This is a genomic window from Cupriavidus sp. CPT47-8839-RL05A, assembly GCF_058792255.1.
Genome location: NZ_JBYTEG010000005.1, coordinates 99,422 through 121,266, shown reverse-complemented (window position 1 = coordinate 121,266; position 21,845 = coordinate 99,422). Strand labels below are relative to the sequence as shown.

General features: G+C 63.9%; 20 protein-coding genes. 10 read left to right on the top strand and 10 right to left on the bottom strand.

The window, feature by feature from the left end; translation table 11 throughout:
• Positions 1 to 7: 7 nt before the first annotated feature.
• From AC3WVS_RS07415 to AC3WVS_RS07395, 5 genes are all read left to right on the top strand, one after another.
• Entirely contained in the window at positions 8 to 613 is a 606-nt protein-coding gene (locus AC3WVS_RS07415; protein ID WP_492318045.1) for a thiamine pyrophosphate-dependent enzyme, read from the top strand.
• Between the two features lie 128 nt (positions 614 to 741).
• Entirely contained in the window at positions 742 to 2,307 is a 1,566-nt protein-coding gene (locus AC3WVS_RS07410; RefSeq protein WP_492318044.1) for a class I adenylate-forming enzyme family protein, read from the top strand.
• Positions 2,308 to 2,455: 148 nt separating this feature from the next.
• Positions 2,456 to 3,433, top strand: a complete 978-nt coding sequence (locus AC3WVS_RS07405) for a Bug family tripartite tricarboxylate transporter substrate binding protein (protein ID WP_492318043.1) — start codon at positions 2,456 to 2,458, stop codon at positions 3,431 to 3,433.
• A 78-nt stretch (positions 3,434 to 3,511) separates the two neighbouring features.
• Complete coding sequence (locus AC3WVS_RS07400; RefSeq protein ID WP_492318042.1) at positions 3,512 to 5,251, top strand: SulP family inorganic anion transporter; 1,740 nt, start codon at positions 3,512 to 3,514, stop codon at positions 5,249 to 5,251.
• Between the two features lie 131 nt (positions 5,252 to 5,382).
• Positions 5,383 to 5,784 (top strand): hypothetical protein, encoded by a 402-nt coding sequence (locus tag AC3WVS_RS07395; RefSeq protein WP_492318041.1) that lies wholly within the window; start codon positions 5,383 to 5,385, stop codon positions 5,782 to 5,784.
• On the opposite strand, the gene AC3WVS_RS07390 is transcribed toward AC3WVS_RS07395, so the two are convergent.
• The 3 genes from AC3WVS_RS07390 to AC3WVS_RS07380 form a co-directional block, all read right to left on the bottom strand.
• Entirely contained in the window at positions 5,768 to 6,862 is a 1,095-nt protein-coding gene (locus AC3WVS_RS07390) for a porin (protein ID WP_492318040.1), read from the bottom strand. The genes AC3WVS_RS07395 and AC3WVS_RS07390 overlap by 17 nt on opposite strands.
• Before the next feature lie 130 nt (positions 6,863 to 6,992).
• Positions 6,993 to 7,952 carry an NAD-dependent epimerase/dehydratase family protein gene (locus AC3WVS_RS07385; RefSeq protein ID WP_492318039.1) on the bottom strand — a complete coding sequence of 320 codons (960 nt, stop codon included), beginning with the start codon at positions 7,950 to 7,952 and terminating at the stop codon, positions 6,993 to 6,995.
• A 9-nt stretch (positions 7,953 to 7,961) separates the two neighbouring features.
• On the bottom strand, positions 7,962 to 8,951 hold the full coding sequence (locus AC3WVS_RS07380) for a Bug family tripartite tricarboxylate transporter substrate binding protein (protein WP_492318038.1): 990 nt from the start codon (positions 8,949 to 8,951) through the stop codon (positions 7,962 to 7,964).
• 357 nt (positions 8,952 to 9,308) lie between these two features.
• Here AC3WVS_RS07380 and AC3WVS_RS07375 point away from each other — a divergent pair, with 357 nt between their 5' ends.
• The gene (locus AC3WVS_RS07375; protein ID WP_492318037.1) at positions 9,309 to 10,025 is read left to right on the top strand and encodes an FCD domain-containing protein; all 717 of its coding nucleotides are present in this window, start codon (positions 9,309 to 9,311) and stop codon (positions 10,023 to 10,025) included.
• Positions 10,026 to 10,033: 8 nt separating this feature from the next.
• On the opposite strand, the gene AC3WVS_RS07370 is transcribed toward AC3WVS_RS07375, so the two are convergent.
• The 7 genes from AC3WVS_RS07370 to AC3WVS_RS07340 form a co-directional block, all read right to left on the bottom strand.
• Positions 10,034 to 10,417: a RidA family protein gene (locus tag AC3WVS_RS07370; RefSeq protein ID WP_492318036.1), complete on the bottom strand. Its 384-nt coding sequence runs from the start codon at positions 10,415 to 10,417 to the stop codon at positions 10,034 to 10,036.
• Entirely contained in the window at positions 10,414 to 11,169 is a 756-nt protein-coding gene (locus AC3WVS_RS07365) for an alpha/beta hydrolase (protein WP_492318035.1), read from the bottom strand. Before AC3WVS_RS07365 ends, AC3WVS_RS07370 begins: the two co-directional genes overlap by 4 nt.
• Before the next feature lie 782 nt (positions 11,170 to 11,951).
• Positions 11,952 to 12,980 (bottom strand): NAD(P)H-dependent flavin oxidoreductase, encoded by a 1,029-nt coding sequence (locus tag AC3WVS_RS07360; protein WP_492318034.1) that lies wholly within the window; start codon positions 12,978 to 12,980, stop codon positions 11,952 to 11,954.
• A 46-nt stretch (positions 12,981 to 13,026) separates the two neighbouring features.
• The gene (locus AC3WVS_RS07355) at positions 13,027 to 13,839 is read right to left on the bottom strand and encodes an SDR family NAD(P)-dependent oxidoreductase (RefSeq protein WP_492318033.1); all 813 of its coding nucleotides are present in this window, start codon (positions 13,837 to 13,839) and stop codon (positions 13,027 to 13,029) included.
• A gap of 55 nt (positions 13,840 to 13,894) precedes the next feature.
• A complete protein-coding gene (locus AC3WVS_RS07350; protein WP_492318032.1) occupies positions 13,895 to 14,686 on the bottom strand; it encodes an enoyl-CoA hydratase/isomerase family protein in 792 nt (263 codons plus the stop codon).
• Between the two features lie 90 nt (positions 14,687 to 14,776).
• Positions 14,777 to 15,925, bottom strand: coding sequence for a thiolase family protein (locus tag AC3WVS_RS07345; protein ID WP_492318031.1), 1,149 nt, complete (start codon positions 15,923 to 15,925; stop codon positions 14,777 to 14,779).
• The gene (locus tag AC3WVS_RS07340) at positions 15,922 to 16,326 is read right to left on the bottom strand and encodes a Zn-ribbon domain-containing OB-fold protein (RefSeq protein WP_492318030.1); all 405 of its coding nucleotides are present in this window, start codon (positions 16,324 to 16,326) and stop codon (positions 15,922 to 15,924) included. The genes AC3WVS_RS07345 and AC3WVS_RS07340 overlap by 4 nt, the downstream gene beginning before the upstream one ends.
• 234 nt (positions 16,327 to 16,560) lie before the next feature.
• Between AC3WVS_RS07340 and AC3WVS_RS07335 the strand changes: the two genes are divergently transcribed.
• From AC3WVS_RS07335 to AC3WVS_RS07320, 4 genes are all read left to right on the top strand, one after another.
• Positions 16,561 to 17,310 carry an IclR family transcriptional regulator gene (locus AC3WVS_RS07335; protein WP_492318029.1) on the top strand — a complete coding sequence of 250 codons (750 nt, stop codon included), beginning with the start codon at positions 16,561 to 16,563 and terminating at the stop codon, positions 17,308 to 17,310.
• A gap of 109 nt (positions 17,311 to 17,419) precedes the next feature.
• Complete coding sequence (locus tag AC3WVS_RS07330; RefSeq protein WP_492318028.1) at positions 17,420 to 18,568, top strand: acyl-CoA dehydrogenase family protein; 1,149 nt, start codon at positions 17,420 to 17,422, stop codon at positions 18,566 to 18,568.
• Positions 18,569 to 18,653: 85 nt separating this feature from the next.
• Positions 18,654 to 20,780 (top strand): acetate--CoA ligase family protein, encoded by a 2,127-nt coding sequence (locus AC3WVS_RS07325; protein WP_492318027.1) that lies wholly within the window; start codon positions 18,654 to 18,656, stop codon positions 20,778 to 20,780.
• A complete protein-coding gene (locus AC3WVS_RS07320) occupies positions 20,777 to 21,844 on the top strand; it encodes a CaiB/BaiF CoA transferase family protein (RefSeq protein WP_492318026.1) in 1,068 nt (355 codons plus the stop codon). The genes AC3WVS_RS07325 and AC3WVS_RS07320 overlap by 4 nt, the downstream gene beginning before the upstream one ends.
• The last annotated feature ends 1 nt before the right edge of the window (position 21,845 follow it).

Sequence of the window (21,845 nt, the reverse complement as noted above, 5' to 3'; positions counted from 1 at the left end):
GAAAACGATGCAAATTCAGCAAGCCTGTGCCGCCATCGCTGCGGCCCGCAACCAAGCATGCCCTGACGCACTGCTCGTATCGACGATGTCAGCCCAGTTTGCCTTCGACGCGCTGGGTGTGGCTGAGCGCCGGATCGACTCGGTCCCCTTGATGGGCGGGGCGGCTGGCCTTGGCCTGGGATTGGCGATGGCCAGGCCCGACCTTCCGGTGATCGTGGTCGATGGCGACGCCAGTCTGCTGATGGAACTGGGTGGCCTGGTCACCGTGGCTCACAACCGGCCTCAACGCTTCCTGCATATCGTGCTTCACAACAGCGTGCAGTTCAATGGCCTGGTCAATCTTGCGACCGCAGGCACAGAGCCGACGTGCGATTTCGCGGCGATGGCCAGGGCTGCCGGCTATGACGATGCGCGCACGATCGATAACCTGGACGCATTGACTGCCGCACTCCCGGAATTGCTTGCGCAGGACGGCGCCACGTTTGTCGACCTGGTGGTCGATGCAGACCCACGGCGCATCGGGCCTGACACGCCGCAGCCACTATTGCCTGAACTGCAGTTCGTGCGCATGCGCAACGCCGTACGGACCCTGCGCGCGGCGCTCAATACCTAGAAGCAGCGGCAGCTGCCGACTGATCCCTTACCCACTTCACAAGACGCCGGGACCTCGGTCCCGGCAGGCAAGGCAGATGAAGGTGGGCCCGTAACTGCGCTGTTCTCAACGTCACCAAAAGTATCACTATGCAAGCTGCCACCACAATGGAGCGGCCGTTCACCAGCATGTCCGCGCTGATTCGGGAACATGCGTTGAAGGGGGGCGATCGCACCGCACTCATTCATCGCTGCCGGAAAATCAGTTACCGGGAACTGGATGCGATGGTGGATCAGGTCGCGTCCACCTTGCAACGCGATGGGGTCCGTTCGGGGGAAGCTGTCGCCATCTGCGCAGCTTCGTCCGTCGAATATGCCGCCGTCTTTCTCGGCGCCTTGCGGGCTGGCGCAGTCGTTGCGCCGCTGGCGCCGTCTTCGACTGCAGCAAACCTGGCTGGGATGGTGGCCGACGCCAATGCCGGCATCCTGTTTGCCGATGCCGTCGTGGCTGCGATGCTGGAAGGCGTTGCCGCAGAACTCGGCAATGTGAGGCTGGCCAGGCTGGATACGCAGGCTTTCGTGGACTGGCTCGGCCCCGCCGGAAAGCCCCCGGCTGATGTGCCAGTCACGGCCCAGCAGCCCTTCAACATCATTTACTCTTCAGGGACGACCGGCACCCCCAAGGGCGTCGTGCAATCGCACGGGATGCGGTGGAACCATGTGTGCCGAAGCGCGCTCACCGGTTACGGTCAGGATTCGGTGACACTGCTTTCGACGCCCCTGTACTCCAATACGACACTGGTCAGCTTCATCCCGACCCTGGCGCTGGGTGGCACCGTCATCCTGATGGACAAGTTCGATGTCATTGACTACCTCGAACTTGCCCAGCAATACCGCGTGACAAACACCATGCTGGTGCCGGTCCAGTATCGGCGGTTGCTGGCCCATCCGGAATTCGAGCGCTACGACTTGTCGAGCTTCCGCACCAAGTTTTGCACTAGCGCGCCTTTCTCTGCCGAACTCAAGGCCGACGTGCTAAGGCGCTGGCCCGGCGGGCTGGTCGAACTGTATGGCATGACGGAAGGGGGCGGCACGTGCATGCTCGCCGCGCATGCGTTTCCTGACAAGCTGCATACCGTGGGGCAGCCAGCGCCCGGCTCTGACATTCGTGTCATCGATGAGCACGGAAACGAACTCCCATCTGGTGCGGTTGGAGAGATTGTGGGCAAATCCGCGGGAATGATGTCTGCCTACCAAAATCAGCCAGAGAAGACCGCCGAGGCTGAATGGTACAGCCCCCAGGGTGAGCGCTTTATCCGCACTGGTGATATGGGACGCTTCGATGAGGACGGCTTCCTTGTGCTTGTCGATCGCAAGAAGGACATGATCATTTCCGGTGGCTTCAATATCTTTCCCAGTGATCTTGAAGCGGAGCTCATTCTGCATCCCGCGGTAGCGGATGTCGCGGTGGTAGGCGTCCCCTCGGAAAGATGGGGGGAGACTCCCGTGGCATTTGTGGTGGTTCGGCCAGGCCAGGCGCCTACAAGTGAGGCGTTGCTCCTGTGGGTCAACGACCGGCTGGGCAAGATGCAGCGGCTTGCAGCGGTGCATCTCACCGCCGAGTTGCCTCGCAGCGCAATTGGCAAAGTACTCAAGCGCGAGCTGTTGCACGGATTCAGATCCGGAAATGGCGAATCCCGTGATACCGCTGGCTGAATTCTGGCAACCGATTGCGCTGCACACGGTTCGATGCCTGGCACCGTTTCACGGGCGCCAGAATCCGTACGCCGCCTTCTGATCAAGTTTGCGTGGCAATGCAAGGAAGGTCGGCCTTACTGACGCCGTTTCAATGGAGGCCAATTCCATGACGAGCTTTACCCGCCGCGACATCCTGAAATGCGCCGCCTGCATGCTGGCGATCCCCGCAACGAAAGTCCTGGCGGCAGGCGCCTTCCCATCACGGCCTATCACCGTCATCGTTCCGCTGCCAGCCGGTGGCGCCGCGGATGTCCTGGTTCGGAAACTCTGCGTTTCGCTACAGAAGCGCCTCGGCCAGTCGGTTGTGGTGGACAACAAGCCGGGCGGGATTTATCAGATTGCCATGCAGACGATAGCGAGAGCTCCTGCGGACGGCTACACCCTGATCGCCCTGAATTCGGGCATGGTGGCAGCGCAAGCGTCGCTGCGTCGCTACGACCTGCTCAAGCAACTGGCGCCCATCGGCCGAACCAGCATGACCCCTGGGGCATTTGCCATACCTCCCAACAGCGCCTATCGGACCTTGAAGGAGCTGATCGAGTATGCCCGCGCGAACCCCGGGAAGGTGAACTACGCTACGCCCGGGCCCGGAACGCTGGAGCACCTGGCAAGCGTCAAGTTCGCAAGGCATTTCAACCTGGACGTGGTACCCGTACCTTTCAAGGGTGGGCCCGACATGCTGACCGCTCTTTCCCGCGGCGACGTGCAGTTCGCCATCAGTGCGGTGCCCGTCGTTGCCAGCTTTGCACAGAAGAAGCTGGTTCGCGTGCTCGCCGTTACCGATGAGAAGCGCACGGCGGCGCTGCCCGATACGCCCACGCTGGCCGAGTTGGGCATCCAGGGACTGAATCTCGTTTTCTGGGGCGCCCTCGCTGCACCAAAGGGGACGCCCGCGCATGTCATTGAAGCGCTCTCTGCCGTGGTCAGCGCTGTCCTGAGAGAGCCTGATCTGCGGGAAAGCTTTGCTGCGGCTGGAAGCGAGGTCAGACCATCAACGGCTGCTGAAGTGGATAATGGGATCGTTGCGGACCTTGCGTGGATGACGTCGGCCGCCAAGTCAGCCAATCTGGTCGTGGCTGACTGAGCTTTTCAATCGATGCCTTCACTTCCCGGTGCGTCGCTGTTGCCCGCTACAGCCGCTAATCGTCTCGCCAGTTTCCTGATGCCATGGCACCGCGGCATCAGTTCCGAATCGCTGCGTGCCGACCTGATGGCCGGTCTGCTTGGTGCCGTGCTGGTCCTGCCGCAAGGGGTTGCCTTTGCCACACTGGCCGGCATGCCGCCGCAGTACGGCATCTATACGGCGGTGGTCCCATGCATCGTCGCGGCCTTGTTTGGATCGAGCCGGCATGTGATGTCGGGCCCGACCAATGCCAACTCCCTGGCCTTGTTCGCCATGTTGAGCCCGCTCGCCATCGCTGGCAGCGCCGAGTACATCAGTCTGGTGCTGGCGGTGACCATTCTGGTTGGCGTGCTGCAACTGGCGGTCGGCGCGCTGCGGCTGGGGTCCCTTGCCAACTTCATCTCTCCATCGGTGCTGCTGGGGTTCACCTGCGGTGCCGCCACCCTGATCGCGTTGTATGCGCTCAAGGACCTGTTCGGATTGCCGGTGCCCACCGGCACCAATGCGTTTGGCGTGGTGCGCTTCCTGTTCGAGAACATGTCCAGCGTCCATTGGGGTGCCTCCGCGGTCGGCGCTGTCACGCTGGTAGTCACGCTGGTGGTCAAGCGCGTTTCACGCCGGCTGCCCTTCACTCTGCTCGGCCTGCTGGCCGGCTATGGCTTCGCCTTGGTGCTGAACGCCACGGACCTGGGCGGCCATGTGAATGTGATTGGCCAGATCCCCTCGGCGATCCCACGCTTTCATTTACCGAGTACTCCTTGGCAAATCATTCCCGCCCTGCCGGGCGTGGTTGCCGCGCTGACCATCGTCGCGCTCGGCCAGTCGATTTCCATCGCCAAGGCAGTAGCGCTGCGTTCCGGTCAGCACGTGGATGCCAACCGCGAATTCATCGGACAGGGCCTGTCCAACATTGCCGGTGGCCTGTTCTCCTCCTATGTCTCCTGCGGTTCGCTTAACCGCTCCATGCCCAACTTCGAGGCCGGTGCGCAGACGCCGCTGGCCAGTGTGTTTTCCTCCCTGCTACTGGTGGCGCTGGTGAGCGTCAGCGCGCCGCTGCTGGCGCAGATTCCGCTCGCGGCCATTGCTGCTACGCTGATCCTGGTGGCATGGGGATTGTTCGATTTCGCCCGACTCAGGCGCATCGCACGCCTGAGCCGAACCGAGTTCGCTATCGCGCTCGGCACCTTCGCGGCCACGCTGGTGATCCGCCTGGAGATGGCCGTGCTGCTCGGAGCTACGCTCTCGCTGGTGGCCTATCTGTACCGCACCTCGCGACCCGCCGTGCGCAGCCTGGTGCCGGATGCGGACGACCCCGACCGCCGCTTCACCCCGCTGGACGAACTGCCGCGGCTCCGGCTCGAATGTCCGCAGCTGAAGCTACTGCGCATGGAAGGCGCGATCTTCTTCGGCGCAGTGCAGTATGTGGCCGACTGCCTGCATCGGCTGCGCACGGTCAGTCCTGGCCAGACCCATTTGCTGGTCATGACGAAGAGCATGAACTTCATCGACCTGGCAGGCGCGGAGATGTGGGAAAGCGAGCTGACCGAGCGCCGCGCCGCGGGCGGCGATCTGTACTTCCACCGCCCGCGCGCGCAGGTGCAGCGGACCTGGGAACAGACCGGCTTTCGCGCCAAGCTGGGCGATAACCATGTCTTCCCGACCAAGCGCCAGGCCCTGCACGCCGTCATCGCGCGGCTCGACCCTGACATCTGCGCGGGGTGCGGCGTGCGCATCTTTGAGGAATGCGCGAACCGGCCCATCAGAAGAGGAATCAGCTGAACGCGAATGCTTTTCCCGATCGAATTGCCGCCGTGGCCATGTGAGCAGGCGAGATCATGCTTCGCTTCGAATACGAGGCACTCGGACATATCGCACAGCAGATTAGAGTCCACCTGTAATGCGCACCTACAATGGCGTTTTCCAAGGCACAACCGCCGCTCGAATGTTGGAGTGAAGCGAAAGGCGAGCGTCCGGAGATGGCCGAACCCGGAAGTCCATCGGTCGCCGACCTCCGCCGCGGCGTCGAACTTCCGCTCCCGACCCATATCGGACTTCGCTTTCAAAAACGACCAACGGCAGCTTTTGAGATTCAAGCGGTCATCGAGGTAGGAGTCGTCGCCGGCACCTTATCGGGCATGCCTGCCGTTGAATGCAACAGAACCAGCAACAACATGATCAGGCCTGCGCTCTTTAATCAGGTGCCTGCCTCGGAGAAAGGCCCGATGCGAGCATTGGCTGGCATCGGGCAAGAAGGCCGGTGGGCACTACCCCACCGGACGGTAGGCGGCAGAGAGGTCAGAAGTTGTGGTTGATGCCAACGTTGAAGGCAGAGTTTCCGGCGAGTGGGTTGCCGACGTCATTGGCATTCCATACGCGGTAGAAGCCGGACTTGGCCGTGTTCGCCGCGCGGTTCCAGATGTGAGCGTAGGACGTATAGAGCCTGGTCCGCTTGGAGAGGCTATGTACGTAGCCGATTGCAAACTGATGGGCATCGTTGTTGGCGTCGGTCCGATCGTTCTTGTAGATGTATGACGTCACGACCCGCCCGGCGCCGACTGGAATCGAAGCCCCCACCAACACGTCTTCCGATTTGAAGTTGGGCGTGCCCGGTACGATGGCGCCCCGGTTGATCACGTAGTTGAAGTAGCCCGTCGCGAGCCCGAAGTCGTACTTGGCACCGAAGAACACTTCCCGTGCATTCCTGCCAGGGCCGTTGGCGTCATGGGCGTCCGCGTATGCAACACGCCCCTGGAAGTTCCCCCCCGAGTAACCGAGTGCCGCGCCAAACTGGCTGTTGGTGGCCGCGCTGCCGGGCACTTCGCCAAAGCTATAGGAGAGTTCGCCATCGAGGCCGCCGAGTGTGCCCGGCAGGTTGTATTTAAGGGCGTTGTCGACGCGGTTGCTGCCGCCTCGACCGCCGGCTGAAATCAGGTTTGCAGACGTGCCGGCCAAGCCAGTCACAAACGGATCGAACTCCACTTGTGCCAGCGCCAGCGTTGTGTATTGCCGCCCCATCGTGATGCGGCCCGGCAATGCGTCGAGTCCGACGTAGGCCTGCCTGCCGAACAGTAGGCCGCCCTGACCTGATGTGCCAGTATCCATCAGGATGCCGGCTTCCAGCGTAAAGAACGCTGCCGTGCCCCCGCCTAATTCCTCGCGTCCGCGCATGCCAACGCGCGAGCCTGACATCATGCCGCTCGTGACCTTTGTTACCGAACCAGCTGCCGCGCCGTTTTCGTGTACCAGCCCGACGTCCGCTACGCCATACAGATTCACGCTGGACGACTGCGCCGCGGCATAGATCGAGTGCCCACCTGCGCCGAATGCCACCGCCGCGCCGAGCACGCATCTTGCCAACATCGCCCGCTTCATTCCCATGTCGGTTTTCATTCTAAATTTTTTAAAATATGCAAATATTTATGGAATATCTAAATTTGAGCGTGGCGCGCACGAGGGCGCCAATCAGCTGGTGGACTGTGAGCCTGCTCCTGGTTGGGATCCCGTCGGGTGCGGCGCAGATCTACAGCGTTGCCGCGAAGTGCCGCGTGGTCTCTAGTAGCGAATAGGTGGCCTTGAAGCCGATTTCTCGGCGAGCGGCACTGACGTCGGACGGCGCCGGTCGTGCATACGGAAATCCGGCAAAGCCGCCCTCGGGCAGCCTGAGCTCGGTGGTCTGCAGCGCCGGATAACATTGGCGCACGACATCGATGAACGCTTCAACCGAGAACCATTCGCCGGTAGCGATGTTGTACACGCGTTGGCGCGGCGCCGGTGCGGTCAGTGCAGCGATGTTGGCGATAGCGCAGTCCCGGGCATCGATAAATTCCTCACAGCCGTTCCACAACAGGATCGAGTCGTCCAGCCTTGCAGACACTCCGGTGCGTCCGGCTTCGAGCAGCGTGGCCAGTAACCGGCCCGGCACACTGGTGACCGCGTCCCGTCCCGCGCCGAGCACAGCGCCGTAGCGCAGCACGACCGCATCGACGTCATAGAGCGAGGCGTAGGCGAGCGCGAGATGCTCGCCAGCCAGCTTGGTGGCCGCATAGATACTGCCAGGCCGTTCGCTGAGGACCCGCAACGGGAAATCCTCGGCGATCGGTGTGGCAGGCAGGGACGGGAAGGCTGAGTACATGACGGTGGTCGAGCTGGCAATCACGACACGCGAGAGCTTACGCTGGCGTGCCAGCTCAAGAACGTTTGCCGTTCCCATCGTATTGACCCGGATGCCGGCGAGTGGATCCTTGCGAATGGCAGTGGAAAGCAAGGCCGCCGTATGGACGATAGCGGTGACCCCATGCTCGTCCACCAGGCGGGACAATGCGTCGTAGTCGGTCACATCGCACAATGCCAGCGGCAGCGCGCCCAGTTCAGCGGAATCGGGCCGCCTCACGTCGGCGAGCAGCACAGATTCTCCCCGGGCCAGCAACTGTGCGGCGGTCAGACGGCCGATCAGGCCGGCGCCGGTGACTAATATCGTCATGGCAGCTCCTCAGTCGGCCTGAATGCCGAATTCCTTGACGATCCGGCCATAGCGCTCGTAGTCAGCAGCGATCAGCTTGCCAAGGGAGGCTGGGTCGCTGCCCTGCGGCGTCACGGCAACCGTTGCCATCCTGGCGACGACGTCCGGCATCTTCAGGATGTCGTTGAAGTGCTTGTTCAGCGTCAGAACCAGTTCCGGGGACATGCCCTTCGGACCCACCACGGCCTGCCAGGCACCAACCTCGACATCCTTGTAGCCAAGCTCGGCCAGGGACGGCACGTTCGGCGCGAATGGCGAACGCTTCTTATCCGCGACGGCCAGCGGAATCAGCTTGCCCGACGGGAAGTACTGGGACACCGGCCCAAGCGTGGAGTACATCATCGGCACCTGCCCGCCCAGCAAGTCGACCACCGCGGGGGCGCTGCCGCGGTAGGGGATCTGGGTGAGCTTGATGCCGGCCGATTTGTTGAACAGTTCCGCCAGTATGTGCATTGGCGACCCGTTGCCCGGACTGCCATAGGTTTTCAGCGTACCGGCTTTAGCATGCGTGACGAAGTCTTCCATCCGGGTGACACCGGCGGCCTTATTGACCACAACGAACAGCGATTGCGTGCCAAGTAGCGTGATCGGCGTCAGATCCTTGCGCGGGTCGTAGGAGGCGCCCGTGCCGGGCCGCAGCACGTGCGGAGAGATTGAGATTGTGTTCGGGGCGAACAGCAGCGTATAGCCATCCGGCGCAGCCTTTGCCACGTAAGCCGTGCCAATGGTTCCGCCGGCGCCGGTGCGGTTCTCCACCACGACGGGCTGCCCAAGCCGCGCAGTCAGCTTCTCGGCAAAGAGGCGTGCCAGCACATCAGTATCGCCGCCGGCTGGATAGGCCACGAGAAGCGTGACCGGCTTGGTTGGATAGCTGCCCTGCGCAGTGGCTCCGCCCGCCGCAAGTAGGGTGGTAATCGCTGCCAGGCCAACCAATGCCCGGCGTCTCGCGGATTTCTTCATGTGATCCAACTCCTCTAGGTGCATTGCGGCCCGCCGGGCCTCACAGCAATTCCGGCGCTTACCGCACCATGTTCATATATGAAACAACGTTTCAATGAAAACCCGTAGAAATTATAAATTTAGATTTATTGAATAAAAGATGGCGTTTACCCTGCGTAGGCAAAGGGTGCGGAAATGGCTCTTTTCCGGCTGCACACGGGCGAAATTCAGGCCCGAATTGGTAATCCTACCGATCGGCGGCACCCGCTCTGGTCTCCGGATAGTGCAAAATTTCGTTGTTGGAGGTAAATTTATGAAATTGCAGGTGTCCTATAGATACCGGCCAGCCCTTGCCGCTCATCCATCCAACAACAAATCATGCGGACTTCCGATTTGCCGCGCAGGCTGCAGCACGCAGAGCCGGCGCCAACCCAGACCATTTCCGAGAAGGCGTATCAACTGCTGCGCGCAGACATCATTGCGGGCAGCCTGCCCCCTGGAGAAAAGCTTCGCCTGCAGGCATTGCAGGAACGCTACGAACTCGGCGTGAGCCCGATCCGCGAGGCCCTAATGCTCCTCTGCGGCGAAGGACTAGTCAGCAATGAGGGACAAAGGGGCTTCAGCGTGACCAAGCTCTCCAGGAGTGATCTGCTCGATCTGATGCATGCGCGCACCTCGATCGAACTGCTCCTGCTGGCCGATGCCATTGAGCATGGCGACGATGACTGGGGCGCGAACATCATGGCCGCCTATTACAAGCTGACCAGAGCGCGGCTGCCGACCGATGCATCGGACACGGTCGCAGTGGAACTGTGGGAAACGGCTCACCGGCGCTTTCACCTCGCGCTGGTTGCAGCGGCTACGTCGAAGTGGCTACTGCGCATCGACGAACAACTGGTCGACCATTCTGAGCGGTATCGTCGAATTCGCCTTGCCTACCCGCGCTCGAGCAAGGAACTGGCCGACGACGTGTTGAAGGAACACCTGGACCTCATGGAGGCGGTGCTCGCGCGCGACACGGAGAAGGCCTCCGCGCTGCTGCGGCACCACCTGATGCGCACGGCCGAAGTCCTCAGCAAGCGCTTTGCCGACTAGCCCTAATTTCAGGGCTTGTCGGGCAGCGCGACGTAGGCCACGATTTCGATGCGCATGCCTGGCACTACCAATGCCTTGGCGATCACCGTCGAACGATTTGGATAAGGCGGGGCAAAGAACTCTCTATAGACCGCATCGACTACCGGCACGTCAACGGCTTCCAGCAGGGTGATCAGCACCTGCACCACATCGTTCAGGTCCGCGCCCGCTGCTTCGGTCGCTAACTTCAGGTTCTCAAACGTCAGGCGCGCCTGCCGGGCGATATCGCCGGTATCCACCGACCCGTCCGGACGGACTGGACCGTGCGCCGTGAACAGCAGACCTGCGGCCTGGGTCGCCCAGGAAAATGGCTGTGCCGGGGCGGGCAAGCCAGTCTCAATGACCTGCTTCACTGTGAGGTCTCCTTGACGAGTTGCGCGAGCCGCGCATACCAAGGGTGGGAAGGGTCGGAAAGCGCAGTATGTGTGCGGAAATGATCCTCGCCCGCGAGCATGTAGCAATCAACGGGTGCCGGCTGCATCCTCAGCATGGCGTACATGGCGAGATTGGAGCGGATCACCCGCTCGCTGTCATGTTCGCCGTAGCTGAGCACCATCGGAACGGTATTGCCAGCAGACCACGTCAGCGGACTCATTGCCGCATCCAGCTCCTGCGAATCGAGCAATGCGGTGTACACCCGCTCCTCAAGACTCCCGGGCGCCGGGTTCGGGTGGTGCAGGTTCATGATGCCACTGATGGGCAGGCAACCGCGAATGGCCTGCTGGTCAACGCCCATCGCGCGCAGTTGTGGCTTTCGCATCGCCGCCATTGCCGCAATACCGCCGCCCGCCGAATGGCCTGAAAGATACACTTGAGAGGGAGAGCCGCCCCAAGTGGCAATGCTCTTCTGCACCGTGGCCAGGAGCAGCACCGCGTCGTCAAACGCTGCGGGCAAGCTGTGGGCCGGCGCCAGCCGATACGTGGGCGCCACCAAGACCATGCCAAGGCTTATCACCATAGGCGCAAGGAACGAGACGTATTCCTTGTAGCCGTTCGTCCAGCCACCACCATGCCAGAAGATCAGGACAGGCGCGTCGCGGAACCCTCTTGCCGTGAACACATCGAACCGCTGCTGCTGGTCGGTACCGTAGGTGAGGTCGCGCAAAGCGACGACGCTTTCCGGTAGGTGTTTCGCCCAGTCAAGGACAGTACATTCATACGCCCCTGCGGCCGCGGTGGGCAGCGGTGGCTGAGAGGACTCTGGTTCACTCACGAACTGGTCTGACGTTTTCACTTTGCATCCAAATCAAGTGCGTGCCACCGGCATATGTCGCTCCCTGGCATATTTGCAAAATGTACATCAACAATGATCTTGTTTGCAAGATCATAATTTATAAATTATTTTGCACGATGTGTGTGCCGGTGCAGAGGAGTCGGGGTTGTCACATGGACCTACACTGCAACGTATGCGCAGCCATTTGTGTGCTTCGAGCCTTCGATCGGCCGTTCGAGTGTCTCAGCACAAGCGCAACCGAACGGCTCCTCATGGCCGGAATGGGCCTTCCGACCGGTACCTGACAGTCGGCGCGTCCCGACCCTGAAGAGACATACGTGGTTTTCGATAGTTGCCCTTCAGGGCCCGAGACTGCAACGCACGCTCAATGAGAGACAGCCGACAGACCAGATCTGAGAGGCAGGTATCTGAGCTAACGCGGACGATTGGTCTGCGTAAGTGTCGACTATCACCACTATGTCGTCATCGGCGAGAAGACGTTTATCACGTCGGTCATGCGCGCTGATTATTTCACCGTGGCTGTTCGCACAGATCCCCGCAGCAAGCCGGCATGCATATCGACGCCAGTCTGCTGGCCACCATGGCTGCATTGCAGAACAACTCGATGACCGATGCAGGTGGCGTCGCCGGAACGTAGGCTACATGAGGCCGCATCACGCCCACTCCCTCTCCACGCGCTGCATCATGGCCTCGCACGCAGTGCACGCATTCGCAACCAGACGCTCGATGATCCTTCCAGCCGGTTCGATCGCATCGGCGAATCCGCCGGCCGGCCCGAGCGAGACGATGCCGGCGTCGGGTTCTCCGCCCAGGTACACGCGCTCCTGGGTGCGCGACGACAGGATGAGGTCGCCAAATGCCGCGTGCGTGCGGGCGCCCTCGGCTTCGAGGCGTTGCACCTCGCGCGCGGCGGCGTTGTCGAGCACGCGCCAGGTATCGTTCAGGCTGCGCAGGATGGCAATCGAGCAATGCTCGTCAGCCGCGGCGATGCGCTCCTTGAGCGCGCGGTGGGTGGCGATTTCTGTGGCGACCATGAAGCGGCTGCCCATCACCACGCCATCGGCACCAAGCGCCAGCGCGGCGGCGATCTGACGGCCGCTGCCGATGCCGCCGCCGATGGCGAGCGGGATCTCCACGCGTTCCAGCGCGAACGCGCCATTGACGAAGGCGGACAACTCGTTGGCGCCAGGATGTCCGCCTTCCTCAAGCCCCACCAGCGCGATGGCATCCACGCCAAGCCGCTGTGCCGTCAGCGCGTGGCGCACGCTCGGGCACTTGTGGATCAGCAGGCCACCTCCGGCATGAATTGGCGCCACCAGTCGCTCGGGAGACATGCCCGCGCTCTCGAATACGCGCACGCCTTCTTCCAGTGCGACGTCGATCCACGCCGCGGCCAGCCGGTTGCGGTCCTCGCGGGCCGACAGCGTGACGTTGACGCCGAAGTGTCGGCCCCGGGTCAGGGTGCGGCAGCGGCGCAGATCGGCGCGAAAGGCGTCGAGGTTCGGGAACGAACGCGCGGTGATGAACCCCATCGCGCCTGCGTTGACCACGGCCGCCACCACATCGGACGTGCCGAGGAGTTGCATGCCGCCGAGCAGGATCGGATAGCGGATATCCAGCAGCGCGGCCAACCGCGTCCGGAAAATGCCTTCGGCCGCGTGGCCGGATGCTGCCGAACTCATGTGTTCTCCTCCATCGGATGTCTGGATGCGGCGCGTCAGAGCTGCGTCAGAGCATCACGTAGCCGCCGCTCACGCCGAGACTCTGGCCGGTGATGAAGGCCGCGCGATCCGATGCCAGGAATGTCACGACGCCGGAAATATCTTCCGGCCGTGACAGCCTCCCCAGCCCGCGTGCGATTGGATAGGCGCCAAGCATCTTCTTGAGACGGTCGTCGGTTTCGGGAGTGGCCGACGGATGCAGCGGGCCGTTGGCGATGCCTTCGTGCGAGACCGCGCCCAGTGCGATGGTGTTGACGTTGATGCGATCACGGCCGTGCTCCTGCGCGATCGCCTTGGCGAATCCCAGCATGGCGGCCTTGGCGCCGGAGTAGACTGCCAGGCGCGCCTCGCCGACACGTCCGGCTTCGGACATGATGTTGACGATCTTGCCGCCGCCCTTGCGCTGCATGCCGGGCAGGGCGCTGTGGCAGCAGTTCATCACGCCATAGACGTTCAGGTCGACGACTTCCTTCCAGTCTTCCACCGGCATTTCCATGAACGTCGGGGGCATGCCGCCCTTGGTGCGACGCGCCACGGTCACGCCGGCGTTGTTCACCAGGATGTCGACATCGCCGAAGCGCTCACGTGCCAGCGCGAACATGCGTTCCACCTGCTCGGCGTCGCCAATGTCGGCCTGCACGGCCAACGCCTGGCCGCCTGCCGCTTCGATTTCCTTTTGCACCGCCTGCGCGCGCTCCAGGAAGTAGTCGTTGATCACGACGCTGACACCTTCGCCGGCGAGCTCCAGGCAGATGCGCCGACCCACGCCTTGTCCACCGCCAGTCACCAGGGCCACTTTGCCTTGCAGATGCAGTTCCATTCCGTTCTCCTCCAGTTTTCGATGTTCCGATGTTTCGATGTCGTTCGCGTGCGGCTTAGCGCCCGACGAAGCGGGGTTCACGCTTCTCGACGAATGCGCGCATCCCTTCCTTCCTGTCCTCGCTGTCCATCACCATGGCCGCGCCGTAGCACTCGAACTGCAGGCCAAGGTCGACCGAGCCTTGCATGCCAAGGTTGACCGACCGCTTGGCGAAGCGCACGGCCAGCGGCGGTTGCGTGGCGATACGCCTGGCCATCGTCAGTGCCTCGTCCATCAGCTTGTCATCGTCGATCACGCGGTTCACCAGGCGGATGTCCTTCGCTGCGTCGGCGCTGATCAGTTCGCTGGTGAAGATCAGTTCCTTGGCCACGGCCTGGCCGACCACGCGCGGCAGGCGCTGCGTGCCGCCAGCGGCGGGTATGACGCCGAGCTTGATCTCGGGCAGGCCGAATCGCGCCGATCGCGCCGCCAGCCGGATGTCGGCGCACAGGGCCAGTTCCAGGCCGCCTCCGAGTGCCACGCCGTTGATGGCGGCAATCACGGGCTTTTCAAATTCCTCGATGCCGCGGAACAACTCATGCGTCCGCTGCTGCGTGACGTAGTAATCGGCGGGATGCGCCGTGCCGCCCGCGCGCTCCTTGATGTCCGCGCCGGCGCAGAACGCCTTGTCGCCGGTGCCGGTCAGCACCACGCAGCGAACGCTGGTGTCGTCCCGCGCCACCTCGAAGAACGCCTTGGCGAGATCCGGCTTCATGGAGCCGCCGAGTGTGTTCATGCGCTCGGGGCGGTTCAGCCGGATGATGGCCACGCCCTCGACCACTTCGTACAACAGGGTTTCAAACTGCATCGATGTCTCCTTGCCTGGAATGATGTTCGCGCCGATGTTTGCGTGAGGGTTCGCCAGTCGCACGTGCGGCCGGCCACCCCGCGGGGGCAGTCAGTGCGATGCCGCCAGGACGTGGGCGAAGGCCACCGAGCCGAGCCCGATCATGTGAGCCAGCCCCAGGCGCGCGCCCGCGTGTTGCCGTCCGTGTGCCTCGCCGCGAATCTGGCGCGTGATCTCGGCGATCTGCCCGATACCGGTCGGTCCGGTCGGATGACCCATGCCTAGCAGGCCGCCCGATGCATTGACCGCGCATTGGCCGCCGATGGCCGAAGCGCCGCGTTCGAGCCACGCCGCCCCTTCTCCAGGCGCGCATAGGTCCATGGCTTCCGTGTAGACCAGCTCCTCGATCGAGAAGGCCTCGTGCAGTTCCACCAGGTTCAGGTCGCGCGGGCCGATGCCGGCCTGCTCATACGCCAGCGCGGTGGACTTGCGCACCATGTCGACGGCTGCCGACGAATCGCCGTGCTCAAGCTCCTCGCTGTTCGCCACCGATGCCAGCACGCGCACGGCGCGGCGCTTGTCCAGGCCGAGACGCCTGATCGCCGCCTCCGACACCACGATCACGGCAGCGGCGCCGTCGCCACGCGGGCAGCACTGCTGCACCGTCAGGTCGCCCACCACCTTTGGCGAGGCCATGACCTGCTCGAGTGTGCGGGGTTTGCGGAACTGTGCATACGGGTTGAGCGCCGCATTGCCGTGGTTCTTGACCGCGACGCGTGCCATCGCTTCGGGCTTCAGGCCGTGCTGGCGCAGGTATTCATGCGCCATCAGCGCGAACTTCACCGGCGGCATGGTCGCGGTCGGCGCAAGGTGCGGCAGGCCGTCCTTGTCGGCGGCCTTGCGGCCATCGCCGAACTTGTCCACCCCCATCGCCACCACCACGTCCGAGATGCCGCTCGCCACCTCCAGGCACGCCTGGCGGAACGCCGAGCAGCCCGATGCCGAGGCGCTTTCCACCTGCGTCACGGCGAGGCCGGTGGAGCCCAGGTGGCGGAACATGACGCGCCCGGTTGCCATGCCGATCGCCGACGTGCCTACGTACGCGCTCTGCACCTCTGGCCAGGCAATGCCGGCGTCCGCCAGCGCCTCGCGCAGCGCGCGCAGGCCGAGGCTGACATAAGGGGTATCCGACGCGAACTGGTACGGATGCAGTCCGATGCCGATGACGTAGACGGGGGTTTGCTGAAGCAGGCGGTTCATCGTTGCACCTCCTGGCTTGCGGGCGCGAAGCGCAGCGGATAACGGTCGCCGCACGGGGCGTCGGCGCGGATCACGCCTTGCACCGTCATGCCCGGAGCCAGTTCCGATTCGCTGACCACGTCGAGCAGCACTTCTTCGCGTATGCCTTCCGCGAACTCGACCTCGCCGACAACGAATGGCGGCGGCATGTCGCGCACCAGCGGCGCATGCACGGTCACGTAGTTGCGCAGCGTGCCCCGCGCGGGCATCTGTTCCACCGTGCCGCGCTCGGGTTCGGCGCCGCAGTACTGGCAACCATAGGCGGAAGCGGGGTAGGTGGGCTTGCCGCATGCGCCGCAGCGCAGTACGGCCAGGAATGGCGCCCCTTGTGTTTCAGGCGAGCGGGATTCCGCAGTCTGCATCGTGTCTCCTCTTCAGTATCTGTTTGCCCATCGGGCGCGCGGGTGCTTGCACGTCGGCGCGACGTCGCGGGTGCCATCGGCCGATCTTTATCTTGCATAACTACGATAGGTCGGATTAGTATCCAGTATATCGTAGTAATACCCCATGTCAAACACGGGAGAACGTACGAAATCTCGTAGACTGTGCGCTTTGGGCGGATGCCGCCCTGTCATCACGAGAATTTCGGAGAACCCATGCCAAGCTTTGTTCCTGCCGCCGCGCGCAGTCTTGCCGTTTTCGAGGTGTTCTCGCGCGAAAAGCGCGAGCTCTCCAACTCGGAACTTGCGCGCCTGCTCGACCTGCCGGAGAGCAGCTGCTCGGACCTGCTGCATACGCTGACCGAGACGGGGTATCTGATGCGTACCGCGCGCACGCGCCGCTTCTATCCCACCACGCGGCTCCATTCGATCTGCGAAGCCATTGCCGGCAACGATCCGCTGGCGGCCGTGGCGGCCGAGGCCACCGAGTTCCTCACTGGCAAGACCGGCGAGACCTCGTTGTGCGGCCGGCTCGACGGCGCTCACGTGCGGGTGACCGGCTTCCAGGAAAGCCGCTACGAATTGCGTTACGTGCTGCGCGTCGGCAAGCGCCTGGCCTTGCATGCCACGGCGCTCGGCAAGGCGCTGCTGGCGGTACTGCCGCCGGAAGACGCGGCGCGGCAGTTACGCCTGCGCGCGCTGCCCAAGCTGGGTCCAAAGACGGAAATCAATCCGGTCGTGCTGGAAAAGCAGATCGCCAAAGTGCGTGAGCGCGGCTGGGCGTGGGTCGAGGACGAGGGCGGAGAAGGGGTGACCGCCATCGCGGTGGCCGGGCTGATCGGCGACGAACCGTTGGCGATCTCGCTGGCGGGCCCCACCGAACGATTCAATCGCCGCAAGGACGAGTACCTGGAGGTGATCGAGGCTGCGCGGGAGCTGGTTTTTCCCGCCGCCCAGAAGGATTAGGCCGGCACATGGGACCGTTCCTGTGTCCGGCTTTGTATCGGCGGTGCCTGGCACGCAATGCCGCCGGTGCCGCATGCATTTCTCAACCGGGCTTTTACAGGAGATACCCATGTTTTTCGAAGCAACTCCCGAGCAGCGGCTGCTGCGCGACAACATTCGCCGATTCATGCAGGCGGAGGTGGCACCGCTGATCAGCCGGCATGATCAGGAGAAGACCTTTCCCTTCGAGATCCTGAAGGGGTTGTCGCAGTTCGGCTACATCGGCGGGCGCCTGTCCGAAGAACAGGGCGGGATGGGGCTGGACCAGCTCACCTGGGCGATGATGATGGAGGAGGCCGGCTACGCCTGGCTTTCGCTGCGTACCATCCTGAACATTACCAACGGCCCGATCGCCAAGCTTGCTGCCGTCGGCACGCCGGATCAGAAGGCCCGCTTCCTCGAACCCTTGCTGGCCTGTGAGCGCAAGGTGTTTACCGCGATCAGCGAGCCGGGTACCGGTTCCAACATCGCGCAGATCCAGGCGCGTGCCGACCTGGACGGAGACCACTACGTGCTCAATGGCCGCAAGCTCTGGATTACCAACGGCGCGTTTGCCGACTTCGGCATCGTGGTGGCCCGTACCTACAGCGACAACTGCGAAGGCCAGTTGTCGACGTTCCTGGTCGAGCGCGAAGTCAGTCCTTACGAGGTGCGCCGCGTCGACACCATGGTGCTGCGCAGTACCGGCACCGCCGAGCTCGGCTTCGACAATATTCGCGTGCCGCGCGAGAACCTGCTGGGCGAGGAGGGCGGCGCGCTCAAGCGCATGCTGCAGGGCCTGGACGGAGCGCGCGTCAATATCGCGATGGGCGCCGTGGGCGCGGCGCAGTCCGCGCTCGACCTCGCCACTGACTACGCCAGGACGCGTACGCAGTTCGGCCGTCCCATCGGCAGTTTCCAGCTCGTGCAGAAGATGATCGTGGATATGACGATCCGGGTGGAAGCGGCCCGTGCGCTCGGGTATCGCGCCGCCATGGCGCTCGACCGCGGTGAGGACACGCGTGTCTCCGCGTCGATTGCCAAGTTGTATGCGACCGAGGCCGCGCACGAGGTGGCCAGCATGGCCCTGCAGGTGCACGGCGGTCTGGGCTACGCCACCGACTACCCGATCGAACGCATCTTCCGCGATACGCGTGGCGGCACCATTCCAGAAGGCACCACCGAAGTGCAGACACTGATCGTCGGCCGCGAGATTCTGGGCATGTCGGCCATCGCCTGAGCGGCAACAGCCGCGCCGGGCCTCCAGGCCCTTTCCGCCCGGCGTATCGCCGGGCTCCGCAGACTTCCGCATCGAGAGAAAAAACATGGAGACATACCAAGACCTGTCCCGGCTCGTCAGCCCGCGTTCCATCGCCCTGGTCGGGGCCAGTGACCGCAGTGGCAGCATTGGCGCCCGCGCGCTCGAGAACCTGCTGGACCATTCGGATTTTCTGGGCGATGTGTACCTGATCAACGCGACCAAGCCGGAAGTGGCCGGGCGCAAGGCCTGGCCCGACGTGGCGTCGCTGCCGGCCGTGCCCGACACCGCTCTGGTGGCGGTGCCCGCCGAGCATGTGCTTGCGGTACTGGAACAGTGCGGCGAGAAAGGGGTGCGCTTCGCGATCATCCTGACTTCGGGCTTTGGCGAGGCCGGTGAGGAGGGCAAGGCCGCCGAGCAGACCATGAAGGAGATCGTGGCGCGCACGGGCATGCGCATCTACGGACCGAACTGCCCGGGCCTGACCAATATCACGGAGCGGCTCGGCTTCACGTTCTCGCCGTCCTTCCGGCACGATCTTCGCGGCGGGCCGGTGGGGCTGGCCACGCAAGGGGGCGGCCTTGGCCGCAATGTGCTGCAGGCGATGGATCGCGGCATCGGCGTGGCGCTGTGGAGTTCCAGCGGCAACGAGGTCGACCTGCAGGTGAGCGACTTCATCCACTACATGGCCGATGCGCCCGATATCAAGGTCATCGCCACGCTGCTCGAAGGGGTCAATGACGGCCGCAAGTTCGTCGCGGCCGTGCAGCATGCGGCGCGCAAGGGCAAGCCGGTGGTGGTGCTTAAGGTGGGGCGTTCCGAATACGGGCGCAAGGCAGCGCAGTCGCACACGGCTTCGATTACCGGCTCGGCGGAGGTCAACAGCGCCGTGTTCGCCCAGCTTGGCGTGGTCGAGGTCGATGACATCGACGAACTGATCGACACCGCCTGGCTGTTTGCGCGCGGCATGCCGCGCCAGGGCGGTGCCCTTGCGATCTACTCGGGGTCGGGCGGCACCGCGGCGTTGTGCGCCGACATGGTCGGAAATTCCGGACTGAAGCTGGCCGAGTTCGCGCCGCAGACCCTCGCTGTGCTGCGCGAAGCGCTGCCATCGTACGCGGCCATCGACAACCCCATCGACACCACCACCGCGGTGATGGCTGACCCGGAGCTGGCACGGACTTGTCTGCAGGCGGTTTGCCAAGACCCGAACGTGTCACTGGTGCTGCTGCCGCAGGCGCTCGAGTACGGGGCCATCACCAAGCTGGCCGCCGACATCACGGCACAGGTGCAGGAAGAGAGCCCGGTGCCGATGCTGCCGATCTGGATGAGCGAGCGCCAGGGCGATGCCTACAAGGTGTTTGCCGATGCGGGCCTGGCGCCCGTGCGCAGCATCAGCAAGGCCGTCAAGGCGGTGCAGCGCTGGATGGCCTATGCGGACTGGCGGGCCCGCGCCGATATCGACTTCGAGCCGCTGCTGCAGGCCGCCGCGCGGCCACGCGCCGAGGTGCCCACGCGGGCCCTGTCCGAGCCCGAGGGCAAGGCGATGCTGCGCGCAGCCGGCATCGCCGTTCCCGCGTCCCGTGTGGCGGCCACGCTGGAGCAGGCGCGCGTATTGGCGCGCGAGATGGGTTACCCGCTGGTGGCCAAGGTGGTGAGCGCGCAGATCCAGCACAAGTCGGATGTTGGGGGCGTGGTGGTCGGTATCCACGACGAAGCCGGGCTCGAGGCGGCCTGGCAAGATATTCACGCATCGGTCACGCGCAACGTGCCTGACGCGCGCATCGACGGTCTGCTGCTCGAACATATGGCCGCGCCGGGCGGTCTGGAGATACTCATCGGTGTTTCGCGTGACCCGGTGTTTGGGCACATCCTGACCTTCGGCCTCGGCGGGATCTACGTGGAGGTTTTCAAGGACGTATCGCGCCGCATGCTGCCGCTGTCGGCCACAGAGGCCGAGGGGATGATCCGCGAGGTGCGCTGTTTCCCGTTGCTGGATGGCGCGCGCGGAAAGCCGAGGCACGACATCGCGGCACTGACGGCGCTGCTGGTGAAGGTGTCGGACTTCGTCGTCGCGCATGCCGACCGGCTGGTGGAGATGGATCTGAATCCGGTTTGGGTCGGCGTCGCGGGGGAGGGGGCGCTGCCACTCGATGCGGTGATCGTGATGGAGCAAGAGGAGGATGGGAAATGAGCGCGGCCCGTGCGACCAGTGCCCCGCCGCTCGCGGGCGTGCGCGTTGTCGACTTGACCGAACTGCTTCCCGGCCCGTTCCTGACGCAGTCCCTCGTCGACATGGGCGCCGAAGTGGTGAAGATCGAACGTCCCCCGCACGGCGACAATGCCCGGCGCATGGCGCCGGGGCTGTTCGATGCGATCAATCGTGGCAAACGCAGCCTGTTCTGCGACCTGAAGAGCGATAGTGGCCTGGCCGAGGTGAGGGAGCAGATCGCGCAGGCGGACATCGTGATCGAATCCTATCGCCCAGGCGTGATGCGCCGGCTCGGGCTGGACTACGACAACCTCCGCGAGCCGTTCCCACGGCTGATCTATCTGTCGCTGACCGGGTTTGGCCAGGACGGCCGGCATGCGCTGCTGCCAGGTCACGACATCAACTACCTGGCAGCAGCGGGCGCGTTATCACTGGCTGGCGCGCCCGGTGGTCCTCCAGAGCACCAGGCCATGCTGCCGATCGCGGATCTGGCCGGCGCATCCACGGCGCTATCCGCGCTGCTGGCCGCGCTCTACCAGCGCACGGTGAGCGGACGCGGTCAGTATCTGGATGCGGCGCTCGCCGACAGCGTTCTGCATTGGATGGCGCCGCGGCTGGGGCTGTTTCGCCAGAAGGCCGCGACCACGTCCGATGCGCAGCGTGCGATGCTGGGCGGCAAGCCGGCCTATGGCGTGTTCCGCTGCAGGGATGGCCGCTACCTGACCATCGCCGCGCTGGAGGAGCATTTCTGGCGCGGCCTGAATGCTTCGCTGGGTCTGTTCGCCGCCGACGATGCATGTTGCGCGACCCACGCCGCGCGTACCGCGCATGCCGAAGCGATCAATGCGCGTCTGGCGGAATGTGTGGTCGAGTATGACGCCGATGCGCTGATGGCGCGTCTGGCCGACGCGGACCTGCCGGTGTTCCCGGTGCTGGATGCTGCGGAGGCCGTTGTGCAAGCCCGAGCCAGATCGGGGGCGCGGATCACGGAGACGGAAAACGGGCCGTTGCCCGGGTTCCCCGTGACGCTGGAGGGTATGGCCTGAA

Excerpts from the sequence above, each read along its gene's own strand:
- AC3WVS_RS07405 (WP_492318043.1), top strand. The coding sequence starts at position 2,456 with ATGACGAGCTTTACCCGCCGCGACATCCTGAAATGCGCCGCCTGCATG.
- AC3WVS_RS07360 (WP_492318034.1), bottom strand. The coding sequence starts at position 12,980 with ATGAGTTCGGCAGCATCCGGCCACGCGGCCGAAGGCATTTTCCGGACG.
- AC3WVS_RS07325 (WP_492318027.1), top strand. The coding sequence starts at position 18,654 with ATGGAGACATACCAAGACCTGTCCCGGCTCGTCAGCCCGCGTTCCATC.
- AC3WVS_RS07415 (WP_492318045.1), top strand. The coding sequence starts at position 8 with ATGCAAATTCAGCAAGCCTGTGCCGCCATCGCTGCGGCCCGCAACCAA.
- AC3WVS_RS07330 (WP_492318028.1), top strand. The coding sequence starts at position 17,420 with ATGTTTTTCGAAGCAACTCCCGAGCAGCGGCTGCTGCGCGACAACATT.
- AC3WVS_RS07380 (WP_492318038.1), bottom strand. The coding sequence starts at position 8,951 with ATGAAGAAATCCGCGAGACGCCGGGCATTGGTTGGCCTGGCAGCGATT.
- AC3WVS_RS07410 (WP_492318044.1), top strand. The coding sequence starts at position 742 with ATGCAAGCTGCCACCACAATGGAGCGGCCGTTCACCAGCATGTCCGCG.
- AC3WVS_RS07340 (WP_492318030.1), bottom strand. The coding sequence starts at position 16,326 with ATGCAGACTGCGGAATCCCGCTCGCCTGAAACACAAGGGGCGCCATTC.
- AC3WVS_RS07395 (WP_492318041.1), top strand. The coding sequence starts at position 5,383 with ATGGCGTTTTCCAAGGCACAACCGCCGCTCGAATGTTGGAGTGAAGCG.
- AC3WVS_RS07350 (WP_492318032.1), bottom strand. The coding sequence starts at position 14,686 with ATGCAGTTTGAAACCCTGTTGTACGAAGTGGTCGAGGGCGTGGCCATC.
- AC3WVS_RS07400 (WP_492318042.1), top strand. The coding sequence starts at position 3,512 with ATGCCATGGCACCGCGGCATCAGTTCCGAATCGCTGCGTGCCGACCTG.
- AC3WVS_RS07375 (WP_492318037.1), top strand. The coding sequence starts at position 9,309 with ATGCGGACTTCCGATTTGCCGCGCAGGCTGCAGCACGCAGAGCCGGCG.
- AC3WVS_RS07345 (WP_492318031.1), bottom strand. The coding sequence starts at position 15,925 with ATGAACCGCCTGCTTCAGCAAACCCCCGTCTACGTCATCGGCATCGGA.
- AC3WVS_RS07355 (WP_492318033.1), bottom strand. The coding sequence starts at position 13,839 with ATGGAACTGCATCTGCAAGGCAAAGTGGCCCTGGTGACTGGCGGTGGA.
- AC3WVS_RS07385 (WP_492318039.1), bottom strand. The coding sequence starts at position 7,952 with ATGACGATATTAGTCACCGGCGCCGGCCTGATCGGCCGTCTGACCGCC.
- AC3WVS_RS07335 (WP_492318029.1), top strand. The coding sequence starts at position 16,561 with ATGCCAAGCTTTGTTCCTGCCGCCGCGCGCAGTCTTGCCGTTTTCGAG.
- AC3WVS_RS07320 (WP_492318026.1), top strand. The coding sequence starts at position 20,777 with ATGAGCGCGGCCCGTGCGACCAGTGCCCCGCCGCTCGCGGGCGTGCGC.
- AC3WVS_RS07390 (WP_492318040.1), bottom strand. The coding sequence starts at position 6,862 with ATGAAAACCGACATGGGAATGAAGCGGGCGATGTTGGCAAGATGCGTG.